General features: G+C 40.6%; 19 protein-coding genes and 1 pseudogene. 12 read left to right on the plus strand and 8 right to left on the minus strand.

Annotated features, from left to right (window positions below; all coding sequences use genetic code 11):
• Window positions 1-99: 99 nt before the first annotated feature.
• The 3 genes from HCR01_RS04585 to HCR01_RS04595 all read left to right on the plus strand — a co-directional run bounded on the left by HCR01_RS04585 (window position 100) and on the right by HCR01_RS04595 (window position 5,213).
• Window positions 100-1,602, plus strand: coding sequence for a NarK family nitrate/nitrite MFS transporter (locus HCR01_RS04585; protein WP_193194933.1), 1,503 nt, complete (start codon window positions 100-102; stop codon window positions 1,600-1,602).
• A 567-nt stretch (window positions 1,603-2,169) separates the two neighbouring features.
• Window positions 2,170-4,467 carry a molybdopterin oxidoreductase family protein gene (locus HCR01_RS04590; protein ID WP_193194935.1) on the plus strand — a complete coding sequence of 766 codons (2,298 nt, stop codon included), beginning with the start codon at window positions 2,170-2,172 and terminating at the stop codon, window positions 4,465-4,467.
• A gap of 287 nt (window positions 4,468-4,754) precedes the next feature.
• The gene (locus HCR01_RS04595; protein ID WP_193194937.1) at window positions 4,755-5,213 is read left to right on the plus strand and encodes a phosphate-starvation-inducible PsiE family protein; all 459 of its coding nucleotides are present in this window, start codon (window positions 4,755-4,757) and stop codon (window positions 5,211-5,213) included.
• A 192-nt stretch (window positions 5,214-5,405) separates the two neighbouring features.
• On the opposite strand, the gene HCR01_RS04600 is transcribed toward HCR01_RS04595, so the two are convergent.
• On the minus strand, window positions 5,406-5,546 hold the full coding sequence (locus tag HCR01_RS04600; protein ID WP_193194939.1) for a hypothetical protein: 141 nt from the start codon (window positions 5,544-5,546) through the stop codon (window positions 5,406-5,408).
• A gap of 58 nt (window positions 5,547-5,604) precedes the next feature.
• On the opposite strand from HCR01_RS04600, the gene HCR01_RS04605 reads away from it, so the two are divergent.
• Window positions 5,605-6,057 carry a nitrate reductase associated protein gene (locus HCR01_RS04605; protein ID WP_193194941.1) on the plus strand — a complete coding sequence of 151 codons (453 nt, stop codon included), beginning with the start codon at window positions 5,605-5,607 and terminating at the stop codon, window positions 6,055-6,057.
• Window positions 6,058-6,123: 66 nt separating this feature from the next.
• Here HCR01_RS04605 and HCR01_RS04610 read toward each other — a convergent pair whose 3' ends face one another.
• Both HCR01_RS04610 and HCR01_RS04615 read right to left on the minus strand, forming a co-directional pair.
• Window positions 6,124-11,985 carry an AAA family ATPase gene (locus HCR01_RS04610; protein ID WP_193194944.1) on the minus strand — a complete coding sequence of 1,954 codons (5,862 nt, stop codon included), beginning with the start codon at window positions 11,983-11,985 and terminating at the stop codon, window positions 6,124-6,126.
• Between the two features lie 362 nt (window positions 11,986-12,347).
• Window positions 12,348-13,775 carry an NADP-dependent isocitrate dehydrogenase gene (locus HCR01_RS04615; protein ID WP_193194946.1) on the minus strand — a complete coding sequence of 476 codons (1,428 nt, stop codon included), beginning with the start codon at window positions 13,773-13,775 and terminating at the stop codon, window positions 12,348-12,350.
• Window positions 13,776-14,080: 305 nt separating this feature from the next.
• Between HCR01_RS04615 and HCR01_RS04620 the strand changes: the two genes are divergently transcribed.
• The 6 genes from HCR01_RS04620 to HCR01_RS04640 all read left to right on the plus strand — a co-directional run bounded on the left by HCR01_RS04620 (window position 14,081) and on the right by HCR01_RS04640 (window position 16,937).
• Complete coding sequence (locus tag HCR01_RS04620) at window positions 14,081-14,809, plus strand: GUN4 domain-containing protein (protein ID WP_193194948.1); 729 nt, start codon at window positions 14,081-14,083, stop codon at window positions 14,807-14,809.
• 25 nt (window positions 14,810-14,834) lie between these two features.
• Complete coding sequence (locus tag HCR01_RS04625; protein ID WP_193194950.1) at window positions 14,835-15,038, plus strand: type II toxin-antitoxin system HicB family antitoxin; 204 nt, start codon at window positions 14,835-14,837, stop codon at window positions 15,036-15,038.
• 108 nt (window positions 15,039-15,146) lie between these two features.
• Entirely contained in the window at window positions 15,147-15,326 is a 180-nt protein-coding gene (locus tag HCR01_RS04630; RefSeq protein ID WP_413773920.1) for a BrnT family toxin, read from the plus strand.
• Complete coding sequence (locus tag HCR01_RS40685) at window positions 15,293-15,412, plus strand: hypothetical protein (protein WP_413773922.1); 120 nt, start codon at window positions 15,293-15,295, stop codon at window positions 15,410-15,412. The genes HCR01_RS04630 and HCR01_RS40685 overlap by 34 nt, the downstream gene beginning before the upstream one ends.
• Window positions 15,405-15,653 carry a hypothetical protein gene (locus HCR01_RS04635; RefSeq protein WP_193194952.1) on the plus strand — a complete coding sequence of 83 codons (249 nt, stop codon included), beginning with the start codon at window positions 15,405-15,407 and terminating at the stop codon, window positions 15,651-15,653. Before HCR01_RS40685 ends, HCR01_RS04635 begins: the two co-directional genes overlap by 8 nt.
• 180 nt (window positions 15,654-15,833) lie before the next feature.
• Window positions 15,834-16,937, plus strand: a complete 1,104-nt coding sequence (locus HCR01_RS04640; protein WP_193194954.1) for an ABC transporter ATP-binding protein — start codon at window positions 15,834-15,836, stop codon at window positions 16,935-16,937.
• 43 nt (window positions 16,938-16,980) lie between these two features.
• On the opposite strand, the gene HCR01_RS04645 is transcribed toward HCR01_RS04640, so the two are convergent.
• Window positions 16,981-17,430 (minus strand): hypothetical protein, encoded by a 450-nt coding sequence (locus HCR01_RS04645; protein WP_193194956.1) that lies wholly within the window; start codon window positions 17,428-17,430, stop codon window positions 16,981-16,983.
• Between the two features lie 232 nt (window positions 17,431-17,662).
• On the opposite strand from HCR01_RS04645, the gene HCR01_RS04650 reads away from it, so the two are divergent.
• The gene (locus HCR01_RS04650; protein ID WP_193194958.1) at window positions 17,663-19,510 is read left to right on the plus strand and encodes an ATP-binding protein; all 1,848 of its coding nucleotides are present in this window, start codon (window positions 17,663-17,665) and stop codon (window positions 19,508-19,510) included.
• 23 nt (window positions 19,511-19,533) lie between these two features.
• Here the strand turns inward: HCR01_RS04650 and mtnA are convergent, their stop codons facing one another.
• The 4 genes and pseudogenes from mtnA to HCR01_RS04670 form a co-directional block, all read right to left on the minus strand.
• Window positions 19,534-20,595: an S-methyl-5-thioribose-1-phosphate isomerase gene (gene mtnA / locus HCR01_RS04655; protein ID WP_193194960.1), complete on the minus strand. Its 1,062-nt coding sequence runs from the start codon at window positions 20,593-20,595 to the stop codon at window positions 19,534-19,536.
• A 170-nt stretch (window positions 20,596-20,765) separates the two neighbouring features.
• Window positions 20,766-21,107, minus strand: a pseudogene (locus HCR01_RS04660) (cation:proton antiporter); the annotation flags it as partial.
• A gap of 511 nt (window positions 21,108-21,618) precedes the next feature.
• Complete coding sequence (gene dxs / locus HCR01_RS04665; protein WP_193194962.1) at window positions 21,619-23,526, minus strand: 1-deoxy-D-xylulose-5-phosphate synthase; 1,908 nt, start codon at window positions 23,524-23,526, stop codon at window positions 21,619-21,621.
• 178 nt (window positions 23,527-23,704) lie between these two features.
• Window positions 23,705-24,382, minus strand: coding sequence for an S-layer homology domain-containing protein (locus HCR01_RS04670; protein ID WP_193195211.1), 678 nt, complete (start codon window positions 24,380-24,382; stop codon window positions 23,705-23,707).
• Window positions 24,383-24,825: 443 nt separating this feature from the next.
• On the opposite strand from HCR01_RS04670, the gene rpiA reads away from it, so the two are divergent.
• The gene (gene rpiA / locus HCR01_RS04675; protein ID WP_162394796.1) at window positions 24,826-25,536 is read left to right on the plus strand and encodes a ribose-5-phosphate isomerase RpiA; all 711 of its coding nucleotides are present in this window, start codon (window positions 24,826-24,828) and stop codon (window positions 25,534-25,536) included.
• Window positions 25,537-25,552 lie beyond the last annotated feature (16 nt).

Consider the following 25,552-nt stretch of genomic DNA (forward strand, 5'->3'; position numbering starts at 1 on the left):
GCGGAGTCATTTGTCATCGGTCATTTGTCAAGAGTCAGGAGCATTTATTAACCTTGTGCCCCTCTGCCCCCTTACCTCATCTTCAATTAGGAAGGCTTAATGCTTAAAAAATTATTTTCATTCAGCGGACGCTACAGCATATTACATAAGACTTGGTTTGCCTTCTTTCTCACCTTTGTCTGTTGGTTTAACTTTGCTCCTTTTGCAACAACGATTGGTAAACAGCTACAGCTAGCGCCCGAACAAATTAAAACTTTGGCTATCTGTAATCTTGCCCTGACTATTCCAGCGCGGATCATCATTGGGATGCTTCTGGATCGTTTTGGCCCCAGACGTACCTATTCAATGCTGCTGATTTTTGCGGCTGTTCCTTGTTTGGCTACGGCGCTGTCGCAAGACTTTAACCAACTAGTCATCAGCCGCTTATTGATGGGAATTGTTGGATCTGGGTTTGTGGTTGGTATCCGCATGGTGTCGGAGTGGTTTCCCCCGAAAGAGATGGGAATTGCCCAAGGTATTTATGGCGGTTGGGGTAACTTTGGTGCTTTTGGGGCAGAGTTTGCCTTACCGATACTTGCAGTTTCTACTAGCTTTTTGGCTGGTGGTGCTTCTAACTGGCGGTTTGCGATCGCGCTTACAGGGATCATTGCAGCCATCTACGGCGTAATTTATTACAACAGTGTCCAAGATACACCCCCAGGCAAAGTCTACAAGAAACCTAAGAAAAATGGTTCTTTAGAAGTGACCAGCGTCAAAAGCTTCTGGGCAATGATTATCTCCAACTTTGGTTTGATTTTTGCTCTGGGTTTATTAGCTTGGCGTTTGGAACAAAAGAACATTCACTTCCTGACTTTAAGCCAAATGTATTTGGCTTGGTTGCTATTAGCAGCATTATTCGCTTACCAAACTTACAAAGCTTGGCAGGTAAATCGAGAACTTTTAATTGGCAAGAAAACTTACGCTGCATCTGAACGCTTTCAGTTTGGTCAAGTAGCTTTACTTGAATTCACTTATGTAACTAACTTTGGTAGCGAGTTGGCAGCCGTTTCCATGTTACCTGCATTTTTTGAAAAAACTTTTGGTTTAGAGCATGTAGTAGCTGGGATGATTGCCGCTACATATCCCTTTTTGAACTTAATTTCTCGTCCCAGCGGCGGTTTAATTTCTGATAAGTTTGGCTCTCGCAAATGGACAATGACAATTATTAGTGTTGGTATTGGTATCGGCTATTTGATGACCCATTTTATTAATAGCAGTTGGCCGATTCCGCTAGCGATCGCAGCTACTATGTTTGCCGCTTACTGTGCTCAAGCAGGCTGCGGTGCAACATACGGCATTGTACCTTTAATTAAAAAAGAAGCCACTGGACAAATTGCCGGAAATGTTGGGGCTTATGGTAATTTTGGTGGTGTGGTTTATCTGACAATTTTCAGTTTAACCGACGCACCAACACTGTTTACCACAATGGCTATAGCCGCTTTCATCTGTGCTTTTATGTGTGCCTTCTTCCTCAAAGAACCTCAAGGCTCATTTGCGGCGGCTGATGAGAGTGAATTACCAGAAACGGCAACTAAAAACTCTACTGTTCTATTAGAAGAATAAGCTAATTGCAAAAGTACTCACGAACTGAAGTTTCAGTTATACAAATCTAGTCCGCCTAGAGAGAAAGGCAAGCAAGATTTAGCTTTAGATTTTCGGAACCTTGGAGCGGACTACAAGATCTCAAAGCCTGCCTACAGGCTTTATTCGTTTAAATTTACCTTTTTATAACGGGAAAGTTTTTGTAAATCCTTATTGAATCAATATCTAAACTATCACGGCAGCAAATTTCCAAATTTTCCAAAAAATAGGTGTTTAATCAATGATTACTGTAATTTTTATAGATAAAAACTATTAAATATAAAACATGAAAAGTATCACGTATTACATTTTCTTTGGTTTAACTCATATTAAATAGGTAAAAACACTAGAGTAAGTATTTACTCAAAGTTAAAAAAACAGAATTTGGCAAATTTTAGCAACTTAAATTATTAGTTTTGAGCAAGGAGCAGTTTAAATATTTTCTCATTACCGCCAGTTAAGTTAACAACAACATAATTCGCTAGAATTGCGCCCCTAGAAACCTTGCTTTTCAACATTTAAAAAATCAGCGAACACGGTATAACTGTCATGAGTGAATTTACCAAAACCCTTTGTCCATACTGCGGTGTTGGCTGTGGTTTAGAAGTTTCACCCCCAGCCCAACCTAACAAAGCGACTAATCGAGATAATCAAGGAAATCCGATTTGGAGGGTGCGGGGCGACAAAACACACCCATCTAGTCAGGGTATGGTTTGCGTCAAAGGCGCAACGATCGCTGAATCTTTAGATAAAAATAGACTACATTACCCAATGGTGCGAGACTCTTTGGATCAGGAGTTTCGGCGGGTTAGCTGGGATGAAGCTTTTGATATGATCACCAAGCGCATTCAAACTGTGCGCTTCACTCAGGGGCCAGAAGCCTTATGTATGTATGGTTCCGGTCAATTTCAAACAGAGGACTACTACATCGCCCAGAAACTCATGAAAGGCTGTCTGGGTACTAATAATTTTGATGCCAACTCTCGCTTATGTATGTCTAGTGCTGTGGCTGGCTATATTCAAAGCTTTGGCTCAGATGGCCCACCCTGCTGTTATGACGACTTGGAGTTAACCGATTGTGCATTTCTAATTGGCACTAATACGGCTGAATGTCACCCCATTGTTTTCAATCGGCTAGAAAAGTATCACAAAAAGAATCGCAAAGTCAAAATGATTGTGGTGGATCCTCGCCGCACACCAACCGCAGAAGCCGCAGACTTACATTTAGCAATTCGTCCTGGTACAGATATCGATTTGTTGAATGGGATCGCGCATTTATTGATGCGCTGGAACTACATCGATACGATGTTTATGGACGACTGCACTAGTAACTTTCCCGCTTATGCTGAGGTGATTCGGCACTATCCGCCAGAAGTAGTTGCTCGTGAATGTGGGATCAGCATTGAAGATTTAGAAACAGCAGCCCGGTACTGGGGTGAATCTGGGCGGGTATTGTCTTTGTGGTCAATGGGTGTGAATCAATCGTCAGAAGGGACGGCTAAGGTCAGAACGATCATTAACCTGCACCTAATGACTGGACAAATTGGCAAACCAGGGGCGGGCCCTTTCTCGCTCACAGGTCAGCCGAACGCGATGGGAGGACGAGAAGCTGGAGGTTTAGCGCATTTATTACCTGGTTATCGGGTGGTAAAAAATCCTCAGCATCGCGCAGAAGTTGAGGAATTTTGGGGACTCAAGCCAGGACAGATTTCGCCCAATCCGGGTCTGACTGCTTGGGACATGATTACTGGGTTGGAAACTGGCGATGTAGGGTTACTGTGGATTGCTGCTACTAATCCAGCTGTAAGTATGCCAGATTTGGAGCGGACGAAGAAGGCGTTGTTGCGATCGCCTTTTACCATCTACCAAGACGCCTATTACCCCACAGAAACCGCCGCTTATGCTCACGTCCTATTACCCGCTGCACAATGGGGTGAGAAAACTGGCGTGATGACAAATTCTGAACGGGTGGTAACTTTGTGTTCAGCATTCCGCCAACCGCCAAAAGAAGCTAAAGCCGATTGGGAAATTTTCGCAGAAGTTGGGCGCAGACTCGGGTTTGCTGGAGAGTTTGCCTTTGCTAACTCGGCTGAAGTTTATGCTGAGTTTGTCCAACTAACTCGCGGGAGGCCTTGCGATATGACGGGTATCAGTCATGAGCAATTACAGACAGAGGGACAAACTCAATGGCCTTATCCAGAAGAAAAAGCCGAGCCAATATTTATGGATTCCGAAACAGGAATTCTCAGTTTTGAATCAGAAGAAGACGACGACGAAGAAACTCTATTACACAAGGAAGCTGCAAAGAAACAGAAGTACTATAGACGCAAGACTGGTAAGCGTCTCTACACCGATTTGCGCTTTCATACCCCTGATGGACGCGCTCGATTTGCGGCATGTTACTCACGCGGACTAGCAGAACCACCTGATCCAAGTTATCCTTTTGTGCTGACTAATGGAAGGCTTTACGGACACTGGCACACCCAGACGCGCACCGGTCGAATTGAAAAAATTTGCAAAATGCACCCTGAACCGTTTATAGAAATTCATCCTCGTGATGCTGCTGTTTTAGGTATTGCAGATCATCAGTTGGTAGAGGTGCGATCGCGCCGAGGAAAAGCTAAGTTTCTAGCGAAAGTGACAAAGGCGATCGCACCTGGCACAGTTTTTGTCCCCATGCACTGGGGTGCTCTGTGGGCAGATGACGCCGAAGCCAACGCCCTCACTCATCCAGAAGCTTGCCCCGATTCACTGCAACCAGAATTAAAAGCCTGTGCAGTGCAGCTAATACCAATTTCTGTAGAAGTTACAGTCAAAAATTATCAACTCCAGTCTTCACAATGGTAAGCTGCTAGGTATACCTTTCAATAGTAAATTGGTAATAAATAATCTAGTCAAATATCCATAATCAATAGTCAATGGTAATTATTAAATTATTTGATTATATACTCTTGACTGTTAGCCATTACTATTTTAGGAAAGGTAAAACTCTCATTATAAAGAAGCTTGCCTAGTACGAGCTTGAGTTATGAAAAATAAAAAACTTAATATAAAACTTGCAAAGTACTTTTTTTAATCCTCTAGATTTATCTATGGGATTTTTCTTTTTTTTACTTTAAAACCGGGTGCAGCAGATGAAGAAATTGCTTAGGAGAATTGCAGAAGTTACTAAAGATGAGAACTTTATGCACATCATCGAACACATAGAGGTGATAGTTTCTAAAGTTCTATCGATTTTAATGGTGTTAGTAATTTTGGTAGCGATCGCGGATCTAGTAGTTTTTATTGTTCAAGAATTATTTACAACTCCATATGCCAAGTTTAACACAACATTGTTTAAAATATTTGGTTTATTTTTGAATATTTTAATTGCTTTAGAAATCTTAGAAAACATCACAGCTTATCTGCGAAAACACGTTTTTCAGGTAGAGTTAGTTATCGTAACTTCTTTGATTGCTATTGCCAGGAAAATTATTATTCTGGACTTGGAAAAAGTCACAGGTATTGATATTATTGGTTTAGGAATTGCTATTCTTGCTTTGTCAATTAGTTATTTAATAATTCGTTTCAGTAATTCTAGGCATTTCCGTTAAAATAGAATATTTAAAATTTAGAATAAATTAGGAGCCAGAAGCTAAAATTCTCAATTATGTGTATTTCAAAGAATCAAGCGATCGCTATTTTTCGAGTAGCTTTGAAGTCAGTTTGCGTTTAGCTGTTATCTATAGGCTTGATGAAAAATATTATAGCGGTTCTCAACTAAGTGAGGTACACAGAAGTTGTAATTAACCACACAGAGAAGTCGGAGCGGCGGCTTCCGCCGTTGGCGTAGCCCGCCGAAGCGAAAAGTTCTGTAGGCGGGTTTCCCAACCTAGGAAACTTTTCAAGACAGGCATCTGAACTTCAGTGTGAACAAAGATAAACACAGGTAGATTCGTACCTCAGCAGACTAGGAAACGATATAAGAATTTTTAACTATTAATTATGGCAACTTTCTTTAAATTTGAAAGAGATTTTGTTGACTCCCTGCGTTGCATCCCCATGCAGGTGCGCTATAAATTAGATAGCTGTGGCATCAAGCTAAAATTGTCTGATTGGAACCACATGGCTCACACTGAGCGTGAAACTTTAGTCGAATTACCTTGCACTACAGAAACGGAAATTCGAGCTTACCAAGAATATCTCCAGCAGTTAATTTTAGAACGCACAGGCATACCACCTGCAAAATTGCCTATCGAGTCTCATCCTGCATGGATGGACTCTACGACTATACCAGCCAGCATTCAAGAAAAATCGCAAGAAATAGGTATTACCCTCACACCGCATCAGTGGGCAAATTTAACTCCCTTACAGCGTTTTGCTCTGATTAAACTTAGCCGTTCAGGACATGAAAACAAAAACTTTCCAAAAGCAATGGCAGAATTTTCTCTGCTTTAATTAACCTTGGTCATTAATCCGAATTTTCACGTCCTATAGTAGTAGAGACATTGCATTGCAACGTCTCTACATCTGAATCTCGATGACAAATTCTGTTCCCTCACCAGGAATAGAATTGCAACTCAACTTACCACCGTGGGTTTCTTCCACAATTTGACGAGCGATCGCTAATCCTAATCCTGTTCCTTTGCCAACTTCTTTTGTAGTAAATAAGTGGTCAAAGATACGCGCTTTAATCTCCTCTGACATTCCTGGGCCGTTATCTTTGATCCGAATTACCACTGTATTTTGGTTAGTAGATACTTCAGTGTAAATCATAATTTGCTGAGGGTTGGCTTGTAATTGGGCAAATGTTTGTCCAACACTTTCTGTATCAAATACATCAATTGCATTGGCAAGAATATTCATAAATACTTGATTTAACTGTCCTAAAAAGCATTTTACAAGCGGTAATTTACCATAATCTGTAATTACCTGAATCGCCGGACGTTTGTCCGATGCTTTCAGGCGATACTTCAAAATCAACAGTGTACTTTCAATCCCTTCATGAAGGTTGCAAGCAACTTTTTCAGATGTATCAGCTCTAGAAAAAGTGCGGAGACTAGTGCTAATGTCTGTAATCCGTTCTGTCGCTACTTGCATTGAAGTTAGTAGTTTTGGTAAGTCCTCAGAGAGAAATTCTAGGTCAATGTCTTCTGCATGATCGATGACTATGGGTGCTGGAGTGGGATGATGTTGTTTAAGCAATTGTATATGGGCAAATAAATCTTGGATATATTCCTCGGCATTGCTAAGACTGCCTTTTAGAAATCCAATAGGATTGTTAATTTCGTGTGCTACCCCTGCAACTAAATTACCTAAAGTTGCCATTTTTTCATTTTGCACCATTTGTAGTTGAGCTTGTTGGAGTTCTTGCAGTGTTTGTTGTAACTCCTGAGATTTCTGACGGATTTCTGTTTCAGCTTGTTTGCGATCGCTAATATCTCTAAAAAACCAAATCCGACCATAATAATCATTACTATCCGACCAAACTGGAGCAGAATAACGCTCTAAAATGCGTCCATCTTTGAGGGAAATCTCATGGTAACTTGTTTCCCTAGGGTGTTCATAAAGATACTCAACAGTTCTCAAAAAATCTTCGGGTTGTGATAGTTGGTCAAGGACAAATCCTAAGAGTTTTCTGTCGTCCCTAGTTTGAAGTAATGCTTGTGGAATTTGCCAAATTCGACTAAATCGTTGATTGTAAGCGCTGATATTGCGGTTTTCATCAGTTAGCAAGATGCCATCAAAGGAAACTTCTTGTTGAGCAACAAAAATAGCATTACTTCGCTGAAGATCTGTTAAAGATTGGGCAAGTTGAATTGCTTTCTCTCGCTCTTGGAGTTCTGATTGCTGCAAAGTTTGATAGAGTTTGGCATTTTCCAAAGAGATAGCAGCTTGAGCGCATAATAGTTGGATAACTTCGGTGCGATCGCTCGTAAATGTGCCAATAGTCAACTGATTTTCTAGATACAACAACCCGATTAATTTTCCCTGATGTACAATCGGCGTACACAAAACACTCTTAGGTTGTTCTTGTATCAAATATGGGTCAGCCATAAAATCGTTTTGTACTGTAGCATCATTTAGTACGACCGTTTTTAAGCTGCGTTTAACATAATTTATAACTGTAGCGGGAACAGCTTGACTGTATTCCAAAGGTACAGCCAGTATGGTGACACCTTCATTCATGCTGGCTACAGTTTCCACAATAAGATTACCGTCTTCAATTACAAGTAGGACAGCCTTTTTTGCCCCAGCATTTTCCATCACTACTTGCATTAAGGTACAAAGCAATTGTTCTAGTTGAATTTCACTAGAAAGGACTTGTAAGGCTTTAAGGATGGTGGTTAAATCTAGAGATTCAGAAATACTGCTACTGCTTGGGCGGCTGGTTTGGATGGTTTGATTTAGGAATGAAGATGAGGTGACGGTGGAAATGCGTGTTTCACCTAGTTGAAAGCGATGCTGTTGCGCTTGCAAGATGGGAGCAAGAAGTTGGGGATAGCGTTTTTCTAGGTCATCAATTTTGGCTTTAGCTCCCCAACGAGCATAACAATAGTAGGCTTCTTGCATGTAAGATTGAGCTACCTTTTCTTTGCCCCAGTCGAGGTAGAATTTGGCAGCTAGTTCGTTTGCCAAGGCTTCTTCTTGGATATAGCTGTTTTCTTTAGCTCCCTTAATGGCTCGATCATATAGTTCCATTGCTTGATGAGTTTGCCCACACATCCGCTCTTTTTCTGCTTCAATTAAATGGAATTTGTGCAAACAATTCATTGGGGCATGATGTGCCCATAGTTTCATTTTTTTCTGATTAGCTGCAACTCGCTTTTGAATCTGTTTGCGCTCTGGTTGTGAAGCATCTGAATATATAGCAAGCTGCGATAGAGAATCATAAAAGTAAAAATGAACAACAGGTTGTAGCGCCGTTCCAGCTTCCAAATACTTGGCGGTCATTTCTGCCTTTTCAATGGCTCCAGCATAGTCACCAAATAAATAACGCAGAATGAGTTGATTGACATAGGAAAAGAAAAGCCCCGTACCATCGCCCTTCTGCTCTTGAATTGCAGGTTGTTTATCTTCGTTGTAGCTATCACCAATTAGATAACTAGGGTTTAGCGATCGCCCCAATAAGTTCAATGCAACTTGATGATAGATGCTAATGTAAACAAAAGCATTCGTTTGCTTAAATTGATTCACTGCCTCACCATACAAGTGAGTCTCATGCTCAACTTTTGTCAGGTCCTCACCAATTGAATATAAATGTAGGGAACGGACAAGAATAGCCCAGGATGCATATTCTACGTCCCCAGTTTCTAATCCACTTTGATAGGCTGTGAGCAATGGATTAATAGTTTCTCTAACATGTCCATGCCAATGGTTAATAAAACAATTAACCATAAATAGCGTCTTACATTGCTGTTCTTTAGCATTGAATATATCTAAAAGCTGGAGAGCCAGTTGACCAAATTGATAACCTGTTTCAATGTCCAGCAAAATTCCACAGTGAATTAGCCCAAACCAGCTATAAGTAAATGCTGATAAAGACGTATTGCCATATTTAACGGATAAATTAACTTGCTTAAATACTGTTAGCGGCAATAAATCAGGATGCCCGATATACGCAGCAGATAAAGCACTAGAGAGAATCCGCATTGCTGCTAACTGGTTGGGATTACTCATCCGAGGCAGATTTACCAAATCTACAGTTTTTTTCCCAGTTAGAGCTATTTTTGTAGTGGTAAGTCCTAATAATGTCTCTATTTTTTTCGGTTGTTTAGGTAGCCGAATACCTAACTTTTGTAAAACCGTTAATGCAGTGTTAATTGCTTCTTGAAGCTGATTTTGTGCAAGATATGCTTGAATCAGAATTTCGTAAGCCTTCACTTGATCAAGTAATGATTTAGCATGTTCTCTAATTATGCTAATATGTTGTTCTACTTGTTCAAATCGCCCCGTTAAATAGGCTAACTCTGCGGTTTCTTCATGTAAACTCAATATCAATTCATAATGATATTCCCAAGCATTTTGGTTCAGTAGTTCAATGCCTAAGTTTAAGTATTTATCAGCAGACTCATATGCTGTAGTAGCTTTTGCCCTATGTCCGGCAATAAAATTTAGCTTGGCTAATTCATCCTTTTGAGACGAGTCTTGAAGATTTGAAATGCCTATATTCAATTGGTTGACGATATCAAAAATACTGGATTCAAGTTCTGCTTGAGGAGTATTTTGCAGTAGTAATTGACCAATTTTTTGGTGTGTAGATTGTTTTTGCTTTTCTGGAATCAGGGAATACGCAGCTTGTTGCACGCGATCGTGCAAAAACTTATACGTTACCGCTTGTGAACCTTGAGCTACATCCTGTGTTTCTCGCCCTACATAGAACTTGTAGATTTCACTTTGAGGCAAGATTAACCCCTCTTGCAAGGCTTTCCACAGAGCTGTTGCAGTTTCGGTTTCTGACTGTTGAGACACGATTGCTAATGTCGCCAAGTCAAATTGATTACCGATGCACGCCGCTAATTTCAACACATTTTGTGTTACTTCTGGCAATTTCTGCAACTGCAATGCCATGAATTCGACAACATCATCCGATAGCGCTAATGCCTTCACCTCTGCAATATCACACTGCCAATTTCCATTATCCAAATCAAACTGAATTAGCCCATCTTCATACAGCACTTTGAGAAATTGCGTACTAAAAAATGGATTGCCTTGAGTTTTCTGATACACCAAAGCGCTCAGCGGTTGCGCTATTTCTGGCGAACAATTAAGAGTATCAGCAACAAGTTGATTTAAACTTACTGTGCTTAGTGGTGCTAAAGTAATTGTGTTAATATTAGTGTTTTCTTTGCCAATTTCCTTGAGAGTTAACATCAAAGGATGAGTATTAGAAACTTCATTATTTCGATAAGCTCCAATTAATAATAAATACCCACTCTCTGACTCGCTCATCAACAATTGCATTAACTTCAAAGATGCCGAATCTGTCCACTGCAAGTCATCCAGAAAAATAACTAATGGATGTTCTTTTGTCGTAAATACTTGGATAAACTTTTGAAATAGCAAATTAAAGCGATTCTGTGCCGCTGTTCCTGAAAGTTCTGGTGCAGGAGGTTGTTTACTAATAATTTGTTCAAGTTCGGGAATGACTTCAATAATAACTTGGCCGTTGTTACCCAGGGCTGCTAAAATTTTAGTCTTCCAACTTACCAATTGGGCATCGCTTTCACGACTCAATTGCCCCATCAAGTCACGAAATGCTTGTACAAAAGCTGAAAAAGGAATATTGCGATTAAATTGGTCAAACTTGCCTTTAATGAAGTAGCCGCGTTGACGGACAATTGGTTTATGAACTTCGTTAACGATCGCGGTTTTACCAATACCAGAGAAACCCGCCACTAGCATGAGTTCTGTCTGATTATTAGTAATGTGATTAAATGCTTCTAACAGAGTTTTGACTTCTGTTTCTCTACCATAAAGTTTTTCAGGAATCAGGAAGCGATCGCACACATCCCGTTGAGCAATTTGGAAATCCCCAATTTTGCCAATTTTCTGGAGTTGATGCAAACAAATTTCTAAATCATATCTCAATCCTAATGCACTTTGATAACGGTCTTCGGCATTTTTTGCCATCAATTTCATCACAATATCTGAAATCGATTTGGGAATTTTGAACTGCTCCAAAGGAGTGGGTTGTTTGGCAATATGACAATGTACCAACTCCATTGCATCGTTCGATTGAAATGGTAAATTTCCTAACAGTAACTCGTAAAAAGTTACACCCAAAGAATAAAAATCTGTGCGGTAGTCAATCCCGCGATTCATCCGTCCTGTTTGTTCTGGAGATAAATAACCAAGAGTCCCTTCTAATACATTAGGACTCATTAGAGTTTGAGTTTCTCGTGGCAGCAAAGATGCAATACTAAAATCAATAAGTTTAACTTGCTTAGTTTCTGGATGAATGAGAATATTAGCAAGCTTAATATCTTTATGAATAATGCGATGGCGATAAAGTAAATCTAATGTATTGCACAGAGCGATCGCAATCTTCAAAAACTCCGTCAGACTCACCCCATCTTTACATTTCCCTGACCATTCCTTTAAGGAAATTCCCCCAAAGTCTTCCATCACCAATGCAGAGCTATTCTGGTATGGTTCTAAGCTATAAGTTTGAATGATTCCAGGTAGGTTGAGATTTTTAGCAATAGTATACTGATTACGAAACTGCACCAGTTCAGTGAAACTAGGATAAGGATTCTTCAACAGTTTAATTACTACAGGTTTTTGGTCACTCTCTCGAAAAGCACGATAAACCAGAGTTCTAGAACCGTTGTAGAGTTCTTCGCTAACTTGATATCCGGGAATGATGACTTGGGTGCTAACCATACTGCTGAATCCTAAGAACTTCTAGATTTAGTGTTCCCGGATGCAGAAAGTAATTCATCACCAAAAACCCTCTATTTACTTTCGTTTAATACGAAGCATGTAAAAAATTGGCAGCAGAATAGCCCTCTTACAAGAAAGTACAGATAAACACCGACATATATCCGTGTTCATCGGTGTTTATCTGTGGTTCAATTGAAAAAATTTTGACTTATACAAGAGGTATATTGTTATCCTAAGCTTTTTGTCCGTTACTATACTTTCTTCGATTTTGGCTACAAATGATCCTCAAAAATTTTCTTTAAAGGAAAGAACTATGAATTATTAAAATAAATAATTCATAATTCATCAGTCCTTAATTACTATTAACCATTACCAAAATGCTGAATAATCGCCTCAGCAAATTCAGAACATTTTAGGGGTTTAACTGGTGGTTCTAGCAACCGTGCTAAATCGTAAGTAACTTGACTATTAGCGATCGCATCCCCTAAACCTTTCTTAACCAGGTCTGCGGCTCCTTGCCAGCCCAAATACTCTAGCATCATCACACCAGACAAAATCAGCGAACCGGGATTAATCCGGTCTAACCCAGCGTGTTTAGGCGCAGTACCGTGGGTTGCTTCAAAGATGGCACAGGCATCACCAATATTTGCCCCTGGGCCCATTCCCAGCCCACCAACAATTGCCGCAGCAGCATCAGATAAATAATCGCCGTTCAAGTTCATCGTTGCCAGAATCGAATACTCATCGGGTCTGGTTTGGATTTGTTGAAAAATACTATCAGCAATTCGATCATTCACCAATACCTTGTCTTTCCATTTGCCATTGCCGTGAGTTTCCCAAATTGTGTCAAGAACGTTTTCAACCTCCTTGACAATTTGCACTTGTTTATCTGTGGTCAGGCTGTCAAATCCTGGATCAATTTGACGGGCATTTTCTTCTAAGGAAATATCGGGGTTATTTTCCTTGTTACTCAAAATCCAAGATTCCCGTTCAGTGACAGTAGAAGCGCGAAATTCGCTAGTTGCTAATTCATAACCCCAATCGCGGAAAGCACCTTCGGTATACTTCATGATGTTGCCTTTATGCACCAAAGTCACTTGTTGCTTATTTTTGGGCAACAGCAGGGCGTGTTTGATAGCACGTCTTACTAGGCGTTGAGAACCGCTTTTGCTGATTGGTTTAATACCGATGCCAGAATCAAGAGGGATTCGCTTTTTCCCATGTTCTGGGGTGGCGGGAATTAGTTCTTCGTTAAGGATTTTAATCAAGCGATCGCCGATTTCGCTACCTTGACGCCACTCAATACCTAAATAAATATCTTCTGTATTTTCCCGATAAACAATCACATCCAACTTTTCGGGATTTTTGTGGGGTGAGGGTGTACCTGCATAGTAACGGCAAGGACGCACGCAGGCATACAGGTCAAAAATTTGCCGTAATGCTACATTCAAAGAACGAATACCACCCCCGACAGGAGTAGTCAGCGGCCCTTTGATAGCTACACCATATTCTTGAACCGCTGTCAAAGTATCTTGAGGTAAATACTGGTAAATACCGTATAAATCACAAGCTTCATCTCCAGCGTAAACTTTGAACCAACTGATTTGACGCTGGCCCTTATATGCCTTTGTTACCGCAGCATCTAGTACTTTTTGGGTAGCAGGCCAAATATCTATACCTGTGCCGTCGCCCCGAATAAAGGGGATAATTGGATTTTCAGGCACAATAGGTTCACCATTTTTGAAGGTGATTTTTGCTCCGGTTGTGGGGGGAGTAATCTTGTCGTACATACTTCACACGCTCCTGATAGATACGCCGCCACTTTTGAAAATATTGTTTTGGCAGGCTTGCAGATATTGCTGTGTCTTTTGTTCACCAAGTCATGAGGCGCAGATTTTTCCCCTATTCCCCTTGTACAGCATTTGGGGGTGAGGTATGGATTTTCAGTGAAACCATCGTAATTTTGTACGATCAAAAATAGTAAACTACTTTTCGCTATCAGTGTTTAGCTTTAGAAAACACCCGATAGGCGATCGCCTACGGCACGCCTTCAAGGGCGAACACTTTTTCACTGACCGCTAACACCAGTAATGGCATGACAGACCCAATGATTGTATCAGGCACAGCTAATGACATCGACTCTCTCCGCCTCCAGTTAATTTCTGGGTCTGAAAAAGCCCAACAACAAATCATCTCACAGTTGGCTGACCTGGATAATGAAGGATTAGATGTGTTGATGGAATTTTTATTGCAACGTCGTGATCACCCAGTGACTTGGGTTGATGGCAAAGCCTACCAAGTCCTTTACAACTCTGATGCACCCAAAGCCAAAGAATTCATGCAAACTAATTTTCCTGAAGGAATTGTACCTCTAAAATCAGAGTGCGGGATTAATTACAATCCCTTGCAACAGCTACTTGCTCTCCAAGACTTTCAAGCAGCCGATCGCGAAACCATACAGAAAATGTGTGAATTAGCAGGGCCAACGGCTGTACAAAGAAAATGGTTGTATTTTACTGAGGTAGAAAATGCCCCGACTGTTGACTTGCAAACCATTAACAACCTGTGGTTAGTTCACTCTGAGGGCAAGTTTGGCTTTTCGGTGCAGCGAGAAATTTGGTTGAGTTTAGGAAAAAATTGGGACAATTTCTGGTCGAAAATCGGCTGGAGAAGTGGCAATAACTGGACGCGATACCCACATGAGTTTACCTGGGATTTGAGTGCCCCCAAAGGTCACTTACCCCTCTCTAATCAACTGCGGGGAGTGCGAGTGATGTCTTCTCTACTATCTCACCCAGCCTGGTCTAAAAGTCCAGAAAAATGATTTTGAGTTGAAGTAAAAAGAAATTATGATCAATGCCAACAAGCGAGAATTCTACGTCATCATCGAACGAGATGAGGATGGCTACTATGTCGGAGAAGTTCCTCAGCTAAAAGCTTGTTACAGCCAGGGAGAAACAATTGATGAGTTAATGGTGAATATTAAAGAAGTAATTGAACTTTGTTTAGAATCAGAAATTGATGAGACAATACCAGAACTTGTAGGTATTTAAAAGGTAGTAATTTAATACCAAAACTACCAAATTTAACTGGGAAAACAGTTATTAATAAGTAAAGTAACTCCAAAAATCCCTTGAAATACACGATGATACAATATTTCCATGAAGTTTGAGTGGGACGAAAACAAAGCGACAAAAAATCTGTCAAAGCACAGAGTTTCGTTTGAAGAAGCCAAAACTGTTTTCGGTGATCGCTCTATGTTGACTTCTACGATCCAGACCACTCAGATGATGAGGAGCGTTACCTTATTGTTGGAGAGTCAAATCAGGGACGCTTATTAATCGTGTCGTATACGGAGAGAGGAAATTTGATTCGCCTCATTAGTGCAAGATTTGTAACGCCAGCAGAGCGAGAAGCTTATGAATAAGGGTAAATCAGAAATGGAAGATGATCTGCGTTCAGAGTATGACTTAAAGAGCCTAAGAGTCAGAAAATTTGGCTCTGGGCGAAAGAGCTTTGGTGAAACAATAATTCGTTTAGAACCTGATGTTGTACAGATGTTTCCCAATGCTGATGCTGTCAATGAGGCTTTACGGTTTCTGATCAGAATTATGCAGGAAAATCAAATTTCTACACCAACAACGCAGCCTAATACTTCGTCAGATTGAACGGATGAAAGCCCATAGTCCTGAGTTCAATATTACTTTTTGCCCCTCAATTCCACCAATAAAGGATTGCTATGCAAGATACTTATGTGATGCTGAACTTACAACAAAGGAATTAATAGAATTACTCGAATAAAATTGTTTGGAGAGTTTCCTTACTAATCCACAACTTCAAATCGGCTTATGGCAAAAGTTCGTCTAGAAGATATTAAGCGAAGATTTAACAATGTCACCGCTATCGAGGACATTACCTTTGAAATTCCCGATGGAGAGTTTTGGGTTTTGGTTGGGCCATCAGGTTGCGGTAAGTCTACAATTTTGCGAACGATCGCGGGTTTAGAAAGTGCCACATCTGGCAAACTTTTTATTGGCGATTCGCTGGTAAACAATGTCCCAGCCAGACAGCGAGATGTGGCGATGGTGTTCCAAAACTACGCTCTGTATCCTCACATGACAGTGGCGCAAAACATTGCCTTTGGGTTGCAGATGCGGAAAGTTGACTCGAAAATCATTCAAGAACGAGTCGTGAATGTGGCGCGATCGCTTTCTCTCGAACAGCTGCTAAATCGCAAACCCAAACAACTTTCTGGGGGACAACAACAACGGGTAGCATTAGGGAGAGCGATCGCCCGCGAACCACAAGTATTTTTACTTGATGAACCTTTGTCTAATTTAGATGCTCAATTGCGAGACGATACACGAGCAGAATTAAAACAGCTACATCAAGAATTAGGTATTACAACTATCTACGTCACCCACGATCAAGTTGAGGCCATGACTTTGGCTGATCAGATCGTGGTACTAAATCGGGGACGGATTCAACAAATTGGCGATCCTCAATCTATTTATGCGCGTCCTGCTAATCAAATGGTGGCGGCTTTTTTAGGCAATCCCCCAATGAATATTTTACCTGCAATCTATCAGGGTGATAGTTTTGATGTCTCTGGACAGCTATTAGTAATTCCCCCATATATGCAGGATAATTTACACTTACCCCAAGGACAAAGCTTTAATTTGGGGATTCGTCCTGAGCATATTTTTATTAATGAACTGCAACAAGCAGCAGAAAATCAGAATCAGTTAGTTGTGGAAGTTAAAGTAGTGGAACCTTTGGGGCGAGAAACTTTAATTCGTGCAGCTTTACCCAGATCAACGGCGTTGCTGAATATTCAAACAGGTGGAAATGTGCGTCTGCGTCCAGGCGATGGCCTTTCTCTGCAACTGGATTTAAATGAGTTGTTTGTATTTGATCCCAAAACTGGTATCAGAATCTTGCCTCATGAGTGATTATCTTTGGCTTCATTAAAAATGCAAAATTCAATAATCATCTTTAATTTGGCTTTAGAATCTCCATCTTTGTGATCAGAGATTCTTTTCGGGTTTTGCCACAGGGCTCAGCGCTTTGACAATCATTAACTGATTCTATTTCATAAAAAGCACGTACTTTTTTAAATAAAAAAGTTGTCTGTTCTGCACAAATATCAAATGATGCACCTACATTATGTTCAGTTCCCTTTTCATCTACTAAAGTGACATAGCACATAAGGTCGCCATTCACTAACTCTTTGACTGTGCCAATTTTCGGTTGTTTGGTTGCAGTCTTCTGAGTTGTATCAGGTTTATTTTGAGTGCCTGTTGAAGTTTCTTGTATAGTTTCTGTTTGAGGTTTTTCAACCGGATTTGTTTGAGTTTCCTTTACTGTATCAGTTTGTGAGTTTTTGCAACTCGCAATCCAAAAAAGGCAAATAATTAATGACATTATCAGAATTGTTTTTTTCATGAAGTTAATTAGGTTGCTGTTATCCCGACTTTTCAAGATAGATACAATAATTTCTAAGAATATAACTAAGCTTGTTAAGAACTGGCAACTCCCAAAGAGATAATTTTTTGGACTATTAAGAAAAATTAGGCCTCTTCAAGTAAAAAATATTTTTATTTAAGTGTTTACCTGTAATTAAAACACCATAGATATGGGAAAGCTAATTATATAAAACATTTATTTAAAAAAACGAATGGCCTTATTCAAAGTCGGTCAATGGTTTGAAAAATTGAAGGTTGGACAGAAAATCGGTCTTGGGTATGCTCTAACTTTGGGGCTGACAATTGTTGGTACAACATTGGGAGTAGGACTGACGCACTATTATCAACAAGTAGCGCAAGAAATAGAAGAAGATGCTCTAGAAGAATATCAACTTTTGACCCGCTTACAAACCGACTTGTTGCAAACGCGATCGCGCAAACATGAATTTATCCCAGTCCTCAAAAAACCTGAAGAATTGAAGAAACAGTATGCTCTTTTTTTGAAGTACTACTCAGATTTCAAGCTAGCGTGGCAAGAATTTAAAGACTCTGAGGGAGCAACCAAGGGCGAAGAAGAAAAGGAATTACCAGGCGAAGCAGAGAGAACAAGGGAATTTATTGAGGAATACGGAGAGGCTACAGACGCTTACATAAATCAACTAGATGAGCTTTTAGAGCAAATTAATCTTACTAAGTTAAAATCCGAAAATATTGACGCAGTTCAGACGCAAATTGAACAATTCAATGAAAATCCTATACATTCGCAGATGAATGGATTTTTAGAAGATTTGGTTGAAATCATCAACTTTTCTCATGCTGAGTATGACTTAGCACAATCAACTCTCGAAACTTCTAGAAAATTACAGTTACAAATCATTATAGTGACTTTGCTGTTTTCTGGATTAACTGCGCTGGTTTTGGCAATTGTGACGACTAAGGCTATTGCTAGCCCAATTCAAACTCTTACCAGAATATCTCAACGCACTATTCAGGAGTCAAATTTTGACTTGCAAGCTCTTATTAAAAATGAAGATGAGGTAGGTGTACTTGCTTCTTCGTTTAATCAACTAATTGCTTGGGTTAAAGAACTCCTGCAACAGCAACAAGAAGCTAATGAAAAATTAGAGTTAATTAATCAAAATTTAGAAATAACAGTTGCAGATAGAACTCAAGAATTAAATGATAAAAATACTTATCTTTTGAAACTTATTAAAGAATTACATGATACTCAATCCCAAATGATCCAGAGTGAAAAAATGTCAGCTTTGGGTCAAATGGTAGCAGGAATCGCACATGAAATTAATAACCCAGTTAGCTTTGTTTACTCTAATCTTCATTATATTCAAGAGTACACCGAATCTTTACTACAATTAATAGATCTGTATCAGCAGTATTATCCAAATTCACCGCAAGTAATTAAAGAAAAAATTGACACTATTGAACTTGACTTTCTAATAGAAGATTTAAATAAAGTTATTCAATCTATGACAGTAGGTACAACGCGTATTCGGGAAATTGTTTTGAGTTTGCGGAATTTCTCTCGCTTAGATGAGGCTGAATTCAAGGCTGTAGATTTGCACGAAGGCATAGACAATACTTTAATGATTTTACAGCACCGTTTTAAAGCACAGGCTCATCGTCCATTGATTCAAGTTATCAAAAATTATGGTCAATTGCCTTTAGTTGAATGTTATCCAGGACAGTTAAATCAAGTGTTTATGAATCTACTTTCTAATGCAATTGATACTCTAGAAGAATCATTTGTTAATAACAAAATATTGAGCATTTGGATTAGTACCGAAGTCTCTTCAGAAAATTATGTGTTAATTTCAATAGCCGATAATGGTTCTGGTATTCCAGAACATATTTTTAGCAGGCTATTTGACCCATTTTTTACTACTAAAGATGTTGGTAAAGGTACGGGCTTAGGTTTATCTATCAGCTATCAAATTGTCACAGAAAAGCACGGGGGGAAAATCTGGTGTGAATCGACGCTAGGGGAGGGGACAAAATTTATGGTTGAGATTCCAGTGCACTTAGTTTTGCAAAAAGTTATTTGATATTGTTTGACTTGAGTATTGCACTAGACTACTTGTTTCAACTGAGATTTTGCTAACTCACTTGGAGCCAATGCCCCATTTTCTGTAATTATTGCTGTAATTAATTCAGCTGGTGTGACATCAAAAGCTGGGTTGTAATAATCTACACCAGACGGTGTGATCAAAGTGTCGCCAATTTGGTATATTTCTTCTGGGTTACGCTCCTCAATGGGAATTTTGCCACCATCAGACAACTCAAAATCTACAGTAGAAAGGGGAGCAGCGACGAAGAAAGGAATATTATGTGCTTTGGCTACGATCGCTAAACTATAAGTACCAATTTTGTTAGCAGCATCGCCATTAGCGGCAATTCTATCAGCACCAACAACTACGGCATTTATTAAACCCTGCTTCATGCAATGAGCAGCCATGTTATCAGTAATTAACGTAACTGGAATACCTTCTTGGACGCATTCCCAAGTTGTGAGTTTTGCACCTTGCAAGCGGGGGCGGGTTTCGTCGGCAAACAGACGTGCTAAACGCCCTTCTCTCCAAGCAGAACGCACAACACCCAAAGCCGTGCCGTAACCAGCAGTAGCTAGGGCCCCGGCGTTGCAGTGGGTGAGTATCGTCAGCTTTTCTGGAGTCTTGGGCAAAACTGCCAAACCGCGATCGCCGATCGCCTGGCAGGTTTGCAAATCTTCAACATTGATAGTTTGGGCAGTTTGGAAGAGAGTTTGTTTGATTTCTTCGACTGTTCCCAGGGTTTCGTAGGCGGCTTTCATCATGCGGCTGATTGCCCAAAATAAATTTACCGCCGTCGGCCGAGTAGAACGCAACAATTGGGCGACTTGATCCAATTGATCCAAGAAATAATGGCGATCGCTTGTCTCGATTTCTCTGGCCCCAAGATACATTCCATAAGCTGCTGCTACACCAATTGCCGGCGCACCGCGAACAATCATGGTTTTAATCGCCTGCGCCATGTCTTCGCTGCGGTGAATTTCCACAAATGCATACTCGTTGGGTAAACGGGTTTGGTCAATTAGTGATACTGCATTGTTGTGCCAAATAACGGGATAAACTTGGTTTGTAGAAGATGTCATAGGATATTGGGGATTAAAAACTGGGAATTAGGAACTAGGAATTAGGAAAAAGTTTTCTTTACACCCAGTCCCCAGTCCCCTTTTACAGCTAATGGGGAAAATAAGCAATAATCATAGCAACTTCAGGGTGAGTATGAGCGATCGCCTCTGGTATACGACCCAAAACTGAGATCTTCAGTGCTGGGATTGGCAACTGGGACTAAAACGCGATCGCCTAAACTTCCTGTTTCGCGGCTTTGACTACTAACTTCTCCTGGCTTAAGTTTTTGTCCCCACTGATTTGTTACCCAAGGAGAAGCAATACAGGTAACTAAAATCATGGCGATCGTGCCATTCACTATTAACTGATCGACCAACTCGATTTTATAAGCAACGGTAATCGCAGCCAGAGTAGAGGTAGCTTGAGCCACAGATAGCCCAAACATCAACATGATATTATCAAAGCTGAATCCGAACAACTTGCCTAAACCCCATGCAGGAATAAACTTGGCAATAATCGCAACAGTTACCATCTTTTGCAAGAGATTTAAATGGCAATTTTGTGTACCAGTATAAATATTTCTAACTCATATAGTGGAACACGCTGGCGATTCAACTTTATAGTGCTTCTCGGTTGTATGCAATACACTCTGGTGGAGGAAAGGGGCTAGAAACTAGATTGGTGTATTCCGTCCACACGTAAATAAACTGTTATAAGACTCTTATTTTTTAACTTAATCAAAGATGAGTTTAGAGTTAATTTTTACGTTATTCTCAACTAGTTTATGCTTGATAAAATTAAAATATTTTTTTATTGATTGTGTGTCTGTTGAAGTTGTTTACTTGAATATAGTTACTTATAAAAAACTAGAGAGTCAACTCTACAGTTGATTGAATTAATAGCAGAAAATTTTTAAGAGACAACCATCAACCCGGATTTAGACGAAATATTAATGTTTTAGGTCATCTCTCAAAAATTCATAACCAGAAACAGTTGGGAATTTTCCACTTACCGCTAATGAATATGGCAAAGGAAAACTTTAATTAGCTCACAGTAGATAGTTGCTCTTGAAAGAAAGCTTGCAACACTCTTTCTGCGATTTGATGGCTAGTTAAACCTAATACTGTTTTAGATTCATTTGGTTCAGCATGATCTACTAACACATCTGGGACACCAAACCGCTTTACCGGAACTAGAATATCAGCATCCATTAAAGCTTCAGCGATCGCAGAACCAAAGCCACCCATGACACAGCCTTCTTCTAGGGTGATGACGCGTCCGATTTTCTGAGCTAAAGGCAAAATCAACTCGGTATCCAAGGGCTTAGCAAAACGAGCATTAATCACAGTCGCTTCAATGCCGTGTTCGCTGAGAATTTCAGCGGCTTGCATCCCTGGATAGACCATTGTGCCATACGCAACAATTAACACATCATCACCAGTACGGAGAATTTCCCCCTTGCCGATTTCTAAAGGTTCCCAACCTTCTTCCATCAGGGGAACACCGTAGCCATTGCCACGAGGATAGCGCATGGCGATCGGGCCGCTGGTATGGTTAACGCCAGTCACTATCATGCGTTGAAGTTCTGCTTCGTCTTTGGGTGCCATCATTACCATATTGGGAATGCAACGCAGATAAGCGATGTCATACATACCTTGGTGGGTGGGGCCATCAACGCCAACAATCCCTGCCCTGTCCAAACAGAAGAACACTGGGAGGTTTTGAATGCAGACATCGTGAATTATCTGGTCATAAGCGCGTTGCAAAAAGGTAGAGTAGATAGCAGCTACAGGGCGCATACCTTCAGTTGCTAGTCCCGCAGCTAGAGTAATAGCATGTTGTTCAGCAATACCGACATCAATATATTGATTGGGCAATTTTGCTTGAAGTTTATCTAAGCCTGTCCCCGTTGCCATCGCCGCAGTAATCCCAATGATTTTGGGGTTTTGTTCGGCAAGTTTGACTAGAGTATGGGAAAAGACTTTAGCATAAGCGGGAGGCTTGGGTTTGCTGGAGGGAATAGCTTTGCCAGTTGCCACATTGAACGGGCTTTGGGCGTGGTAGCCTACTTGATCTTGTTCAGCAATTTCATAGCCTTTACCCTTTACCGTTGCCACATGTACCAGAACTGGGCCCGGTATCTGATGTGCCTGTTGGAAAGTGGAAATCAACTCTTCTAGATTATGTCCATCCACTGGCCCAATGTAGGTAAAGCCGAGTTCTTCAAAAACTGCCCCTACCTTGGGGACAGCTAAGCGTTTCATACCTTCTTTGATGCGTCCTAGTTCTGGAGACAGGGATTCACCAACAAAGGGAATTTGCTTGAATTGCTCCTCAAGATTATCCTTAATAAATTGTACCGGTAGGCTGAGGCGCATTTTGTTGAGATAGCGAGGAATTGCGCCGACGTTGGGAGATATAGACATCTCGTTGTCGTTGAGAACAACCAACAGGTTAGTTTTCGGTAAGTGTCCAGCATGGTTGATAGCTTCCAAAGCCATCCCCCCAGTTAATGCCCCATCGCCAATCACCGCAACAGCTTTAAATTTTTCCCCTTTGAGATCTCGCGCTAAAGCCATGCCCAAGGCCGCTGAGATACTGGTGGAAGCATGTCCGGCGCCAAAGTGGTCAAACTTGTTTTCACAGCGCTTGAGATAACCAGCAATTCCGTCCTTTTGCCTGAGAGTGTGGAAGCTACTGTAGCGTCCTGTAAGTAGCTTGTGGGGATAAGCTTGGTGTCCTACATCCCAAATCACTTTATCTCGGTCTAAGTCGAGTGTTTGGTAAAGCCCTAGCGTTAATTCTACAACACCCAATCCTGGCCCTAGGTGTCCCCCTGTTGCTGCTACGGTTTGGAGATGCTTGTCTCGAATTTGACGGGCAATCTGTTGCAGTTGTCGAACAGATAAACCGTGCAACTGATTGGGATGAGTAATTTCGCTCAGATGCATATTATGCGGTTTTCCTCTCTAAGTCTCTAGTTTCGGTATTCTGATTTTCCCACGGTCGGGTTGCTCGCTCAATCTCACACTGTTACATTGTGACTAAGTTAGTTGTAGTGGACAGTATAACTTTAGTAACTGATGAGTTGTCAGTTTGCTCCTTGAGCGCCCTATTCCTCTTCTCTTCTTACGGGGATTCTGGGCTATTTGGAATACTCGGAACTTCTGGTGTTTCTGGTTGTTGCTGCTGTCGTTGCAAATATTTACTCAATAAATAAGCCATATCTCCCCTTGTCATTGGTCGTAATGGGGCAATATTGCCTTGAGCATCTGTATTGATAAATCCCTCAGTAACCACTGTGGCGATCGCTTTTCTAGCCCAAGCCGGAATAGACGCCTGATCTGGACTTGAGGCTAAAGTTTCATTCACAGTGTCATCAGGAAATTGAAATATGCCATAAGCTTGGGCAAAAATTGCAAAAGCTTCTGCCCTTGTTACTCTTTGGTTAGGGAAAAACATATTCCCTCGATAGCCTTTCATAATATCAGTTTTTAAGACTATCTGAATATCATTAAATGCCCAATTAGTAGGAGTAACATCTGGAATTACCAAATTTTCTTTGCTAACAGCTTGTCTCTTATCTAGTCGAAATGCTTTTACCATAATTGAGGCTAATTCTGCCCTAGTCAGCAACCTTTCTGGATAAAACTTACCATCGGAAAAATTTGTCATCCATTTAGTAGCAACTACCTTTTGAATAGAATCATATGGTATTGCTGAAGATGTTGCTGGCACTGGGGACTGAGCAATTACTGGCAATTGTAGTATTGCCACTAACGACAGAGTAATTGAAAGCTGACGCATTACCATAATCAATTTTAACTGCTACTGCGAATGAAAAAACTGCGCTACTTAGGTGAATTACAAGTCTAGTGTATTAGATACTGTAACTCACCTCTTTCTATTACATCTAGTGACGAATATAGGCTTAGCAATGTTGCTTACATCGCTATCAAGTATGCTTTACTATTTGTGATAAAGTGCTTTCATGTATAATGTATAAGCTAATAAACTATCTAAAATTTAAATATTTACTTGCCGTTTCAGTAAATAATATCTTTAAAATTAACTTTGTATAGTTCACTAGAACAGGTGTATACTGTGCTGTCCTAACTCAGTCAGAAGCAAAAGCTTAAAAGGGAAAGATGAAAGAAGAAATCAGAAAAAACTTGTTTTTTACCTTTTATCTTTTCGCGTTACCCGACCATTACTATGGACTATAGTCAGTTTTTCAGGAGTTTTTGGGAATGACTACAGCAGCAGATCCCGTGAAGTTGATGAAGCAAGAAGTTGGCAAAGCCGCAGCAGCTCTTGTCAAGTCAGGCTCGATTGTCGGATTGGGTACGGGGTCAACTACAGCATACACAATTCAGTTTTTAGGCGATCGCCTAAAGTCTGGCGAGCTTAAAGATATCGTTGGTGTCCCCACATCATTTCAGTCAGAAGTTCTAGCAAAGCAGTACGGCGTTCCTCTCACCACCTTGGACGCTATCGACCACATCGATATTGCCATTGATGGGGCGGATGAAGTAGACCCACAGAAGAATTTGATTAAAGGCGGCGGTGCAGCACATACCCGCGAAAAAGTCGTAGATTACTTGGCAAATCAGTTCATTGTTGTTGTAGATAGTGGGAAATTAGTAGACCGCTTGGGTTCTAGTTTCGCTGTGCCTGTGGAAGTGATCCCAATGGCAATTACTCCCGTGACTGATGCTATTAAGAAACTGGGTGGCAAACCTGAACTCCGCATGGGTGTAAAAAAAGCTGGCCCAGTAATCACAGATCAAGGCAACTTCGTATTAGATGTCACATTTGACTCTATTGATGATCCAGCCGGACTAGAAAAAACGCTGAATAACATTCCCGGTGTTTTAGAAAATGGTATTTTTGTCAACTGTGTCGATTTAGTTTTAATTGGCGAAGTCAAAGATGGTCAGCCACTAGTGCGGCAAATATAAAGAGTATGGGGCATGG

The sequence above is a fragment of the Nostoc sp. MG11 genome (assembly GCF_014904695.1).
GTDB lineage: Bacteria > Cyanobacteriota > Cyanobacteriia > Cyanobacteriales > Nostocaceae > Komarekiella.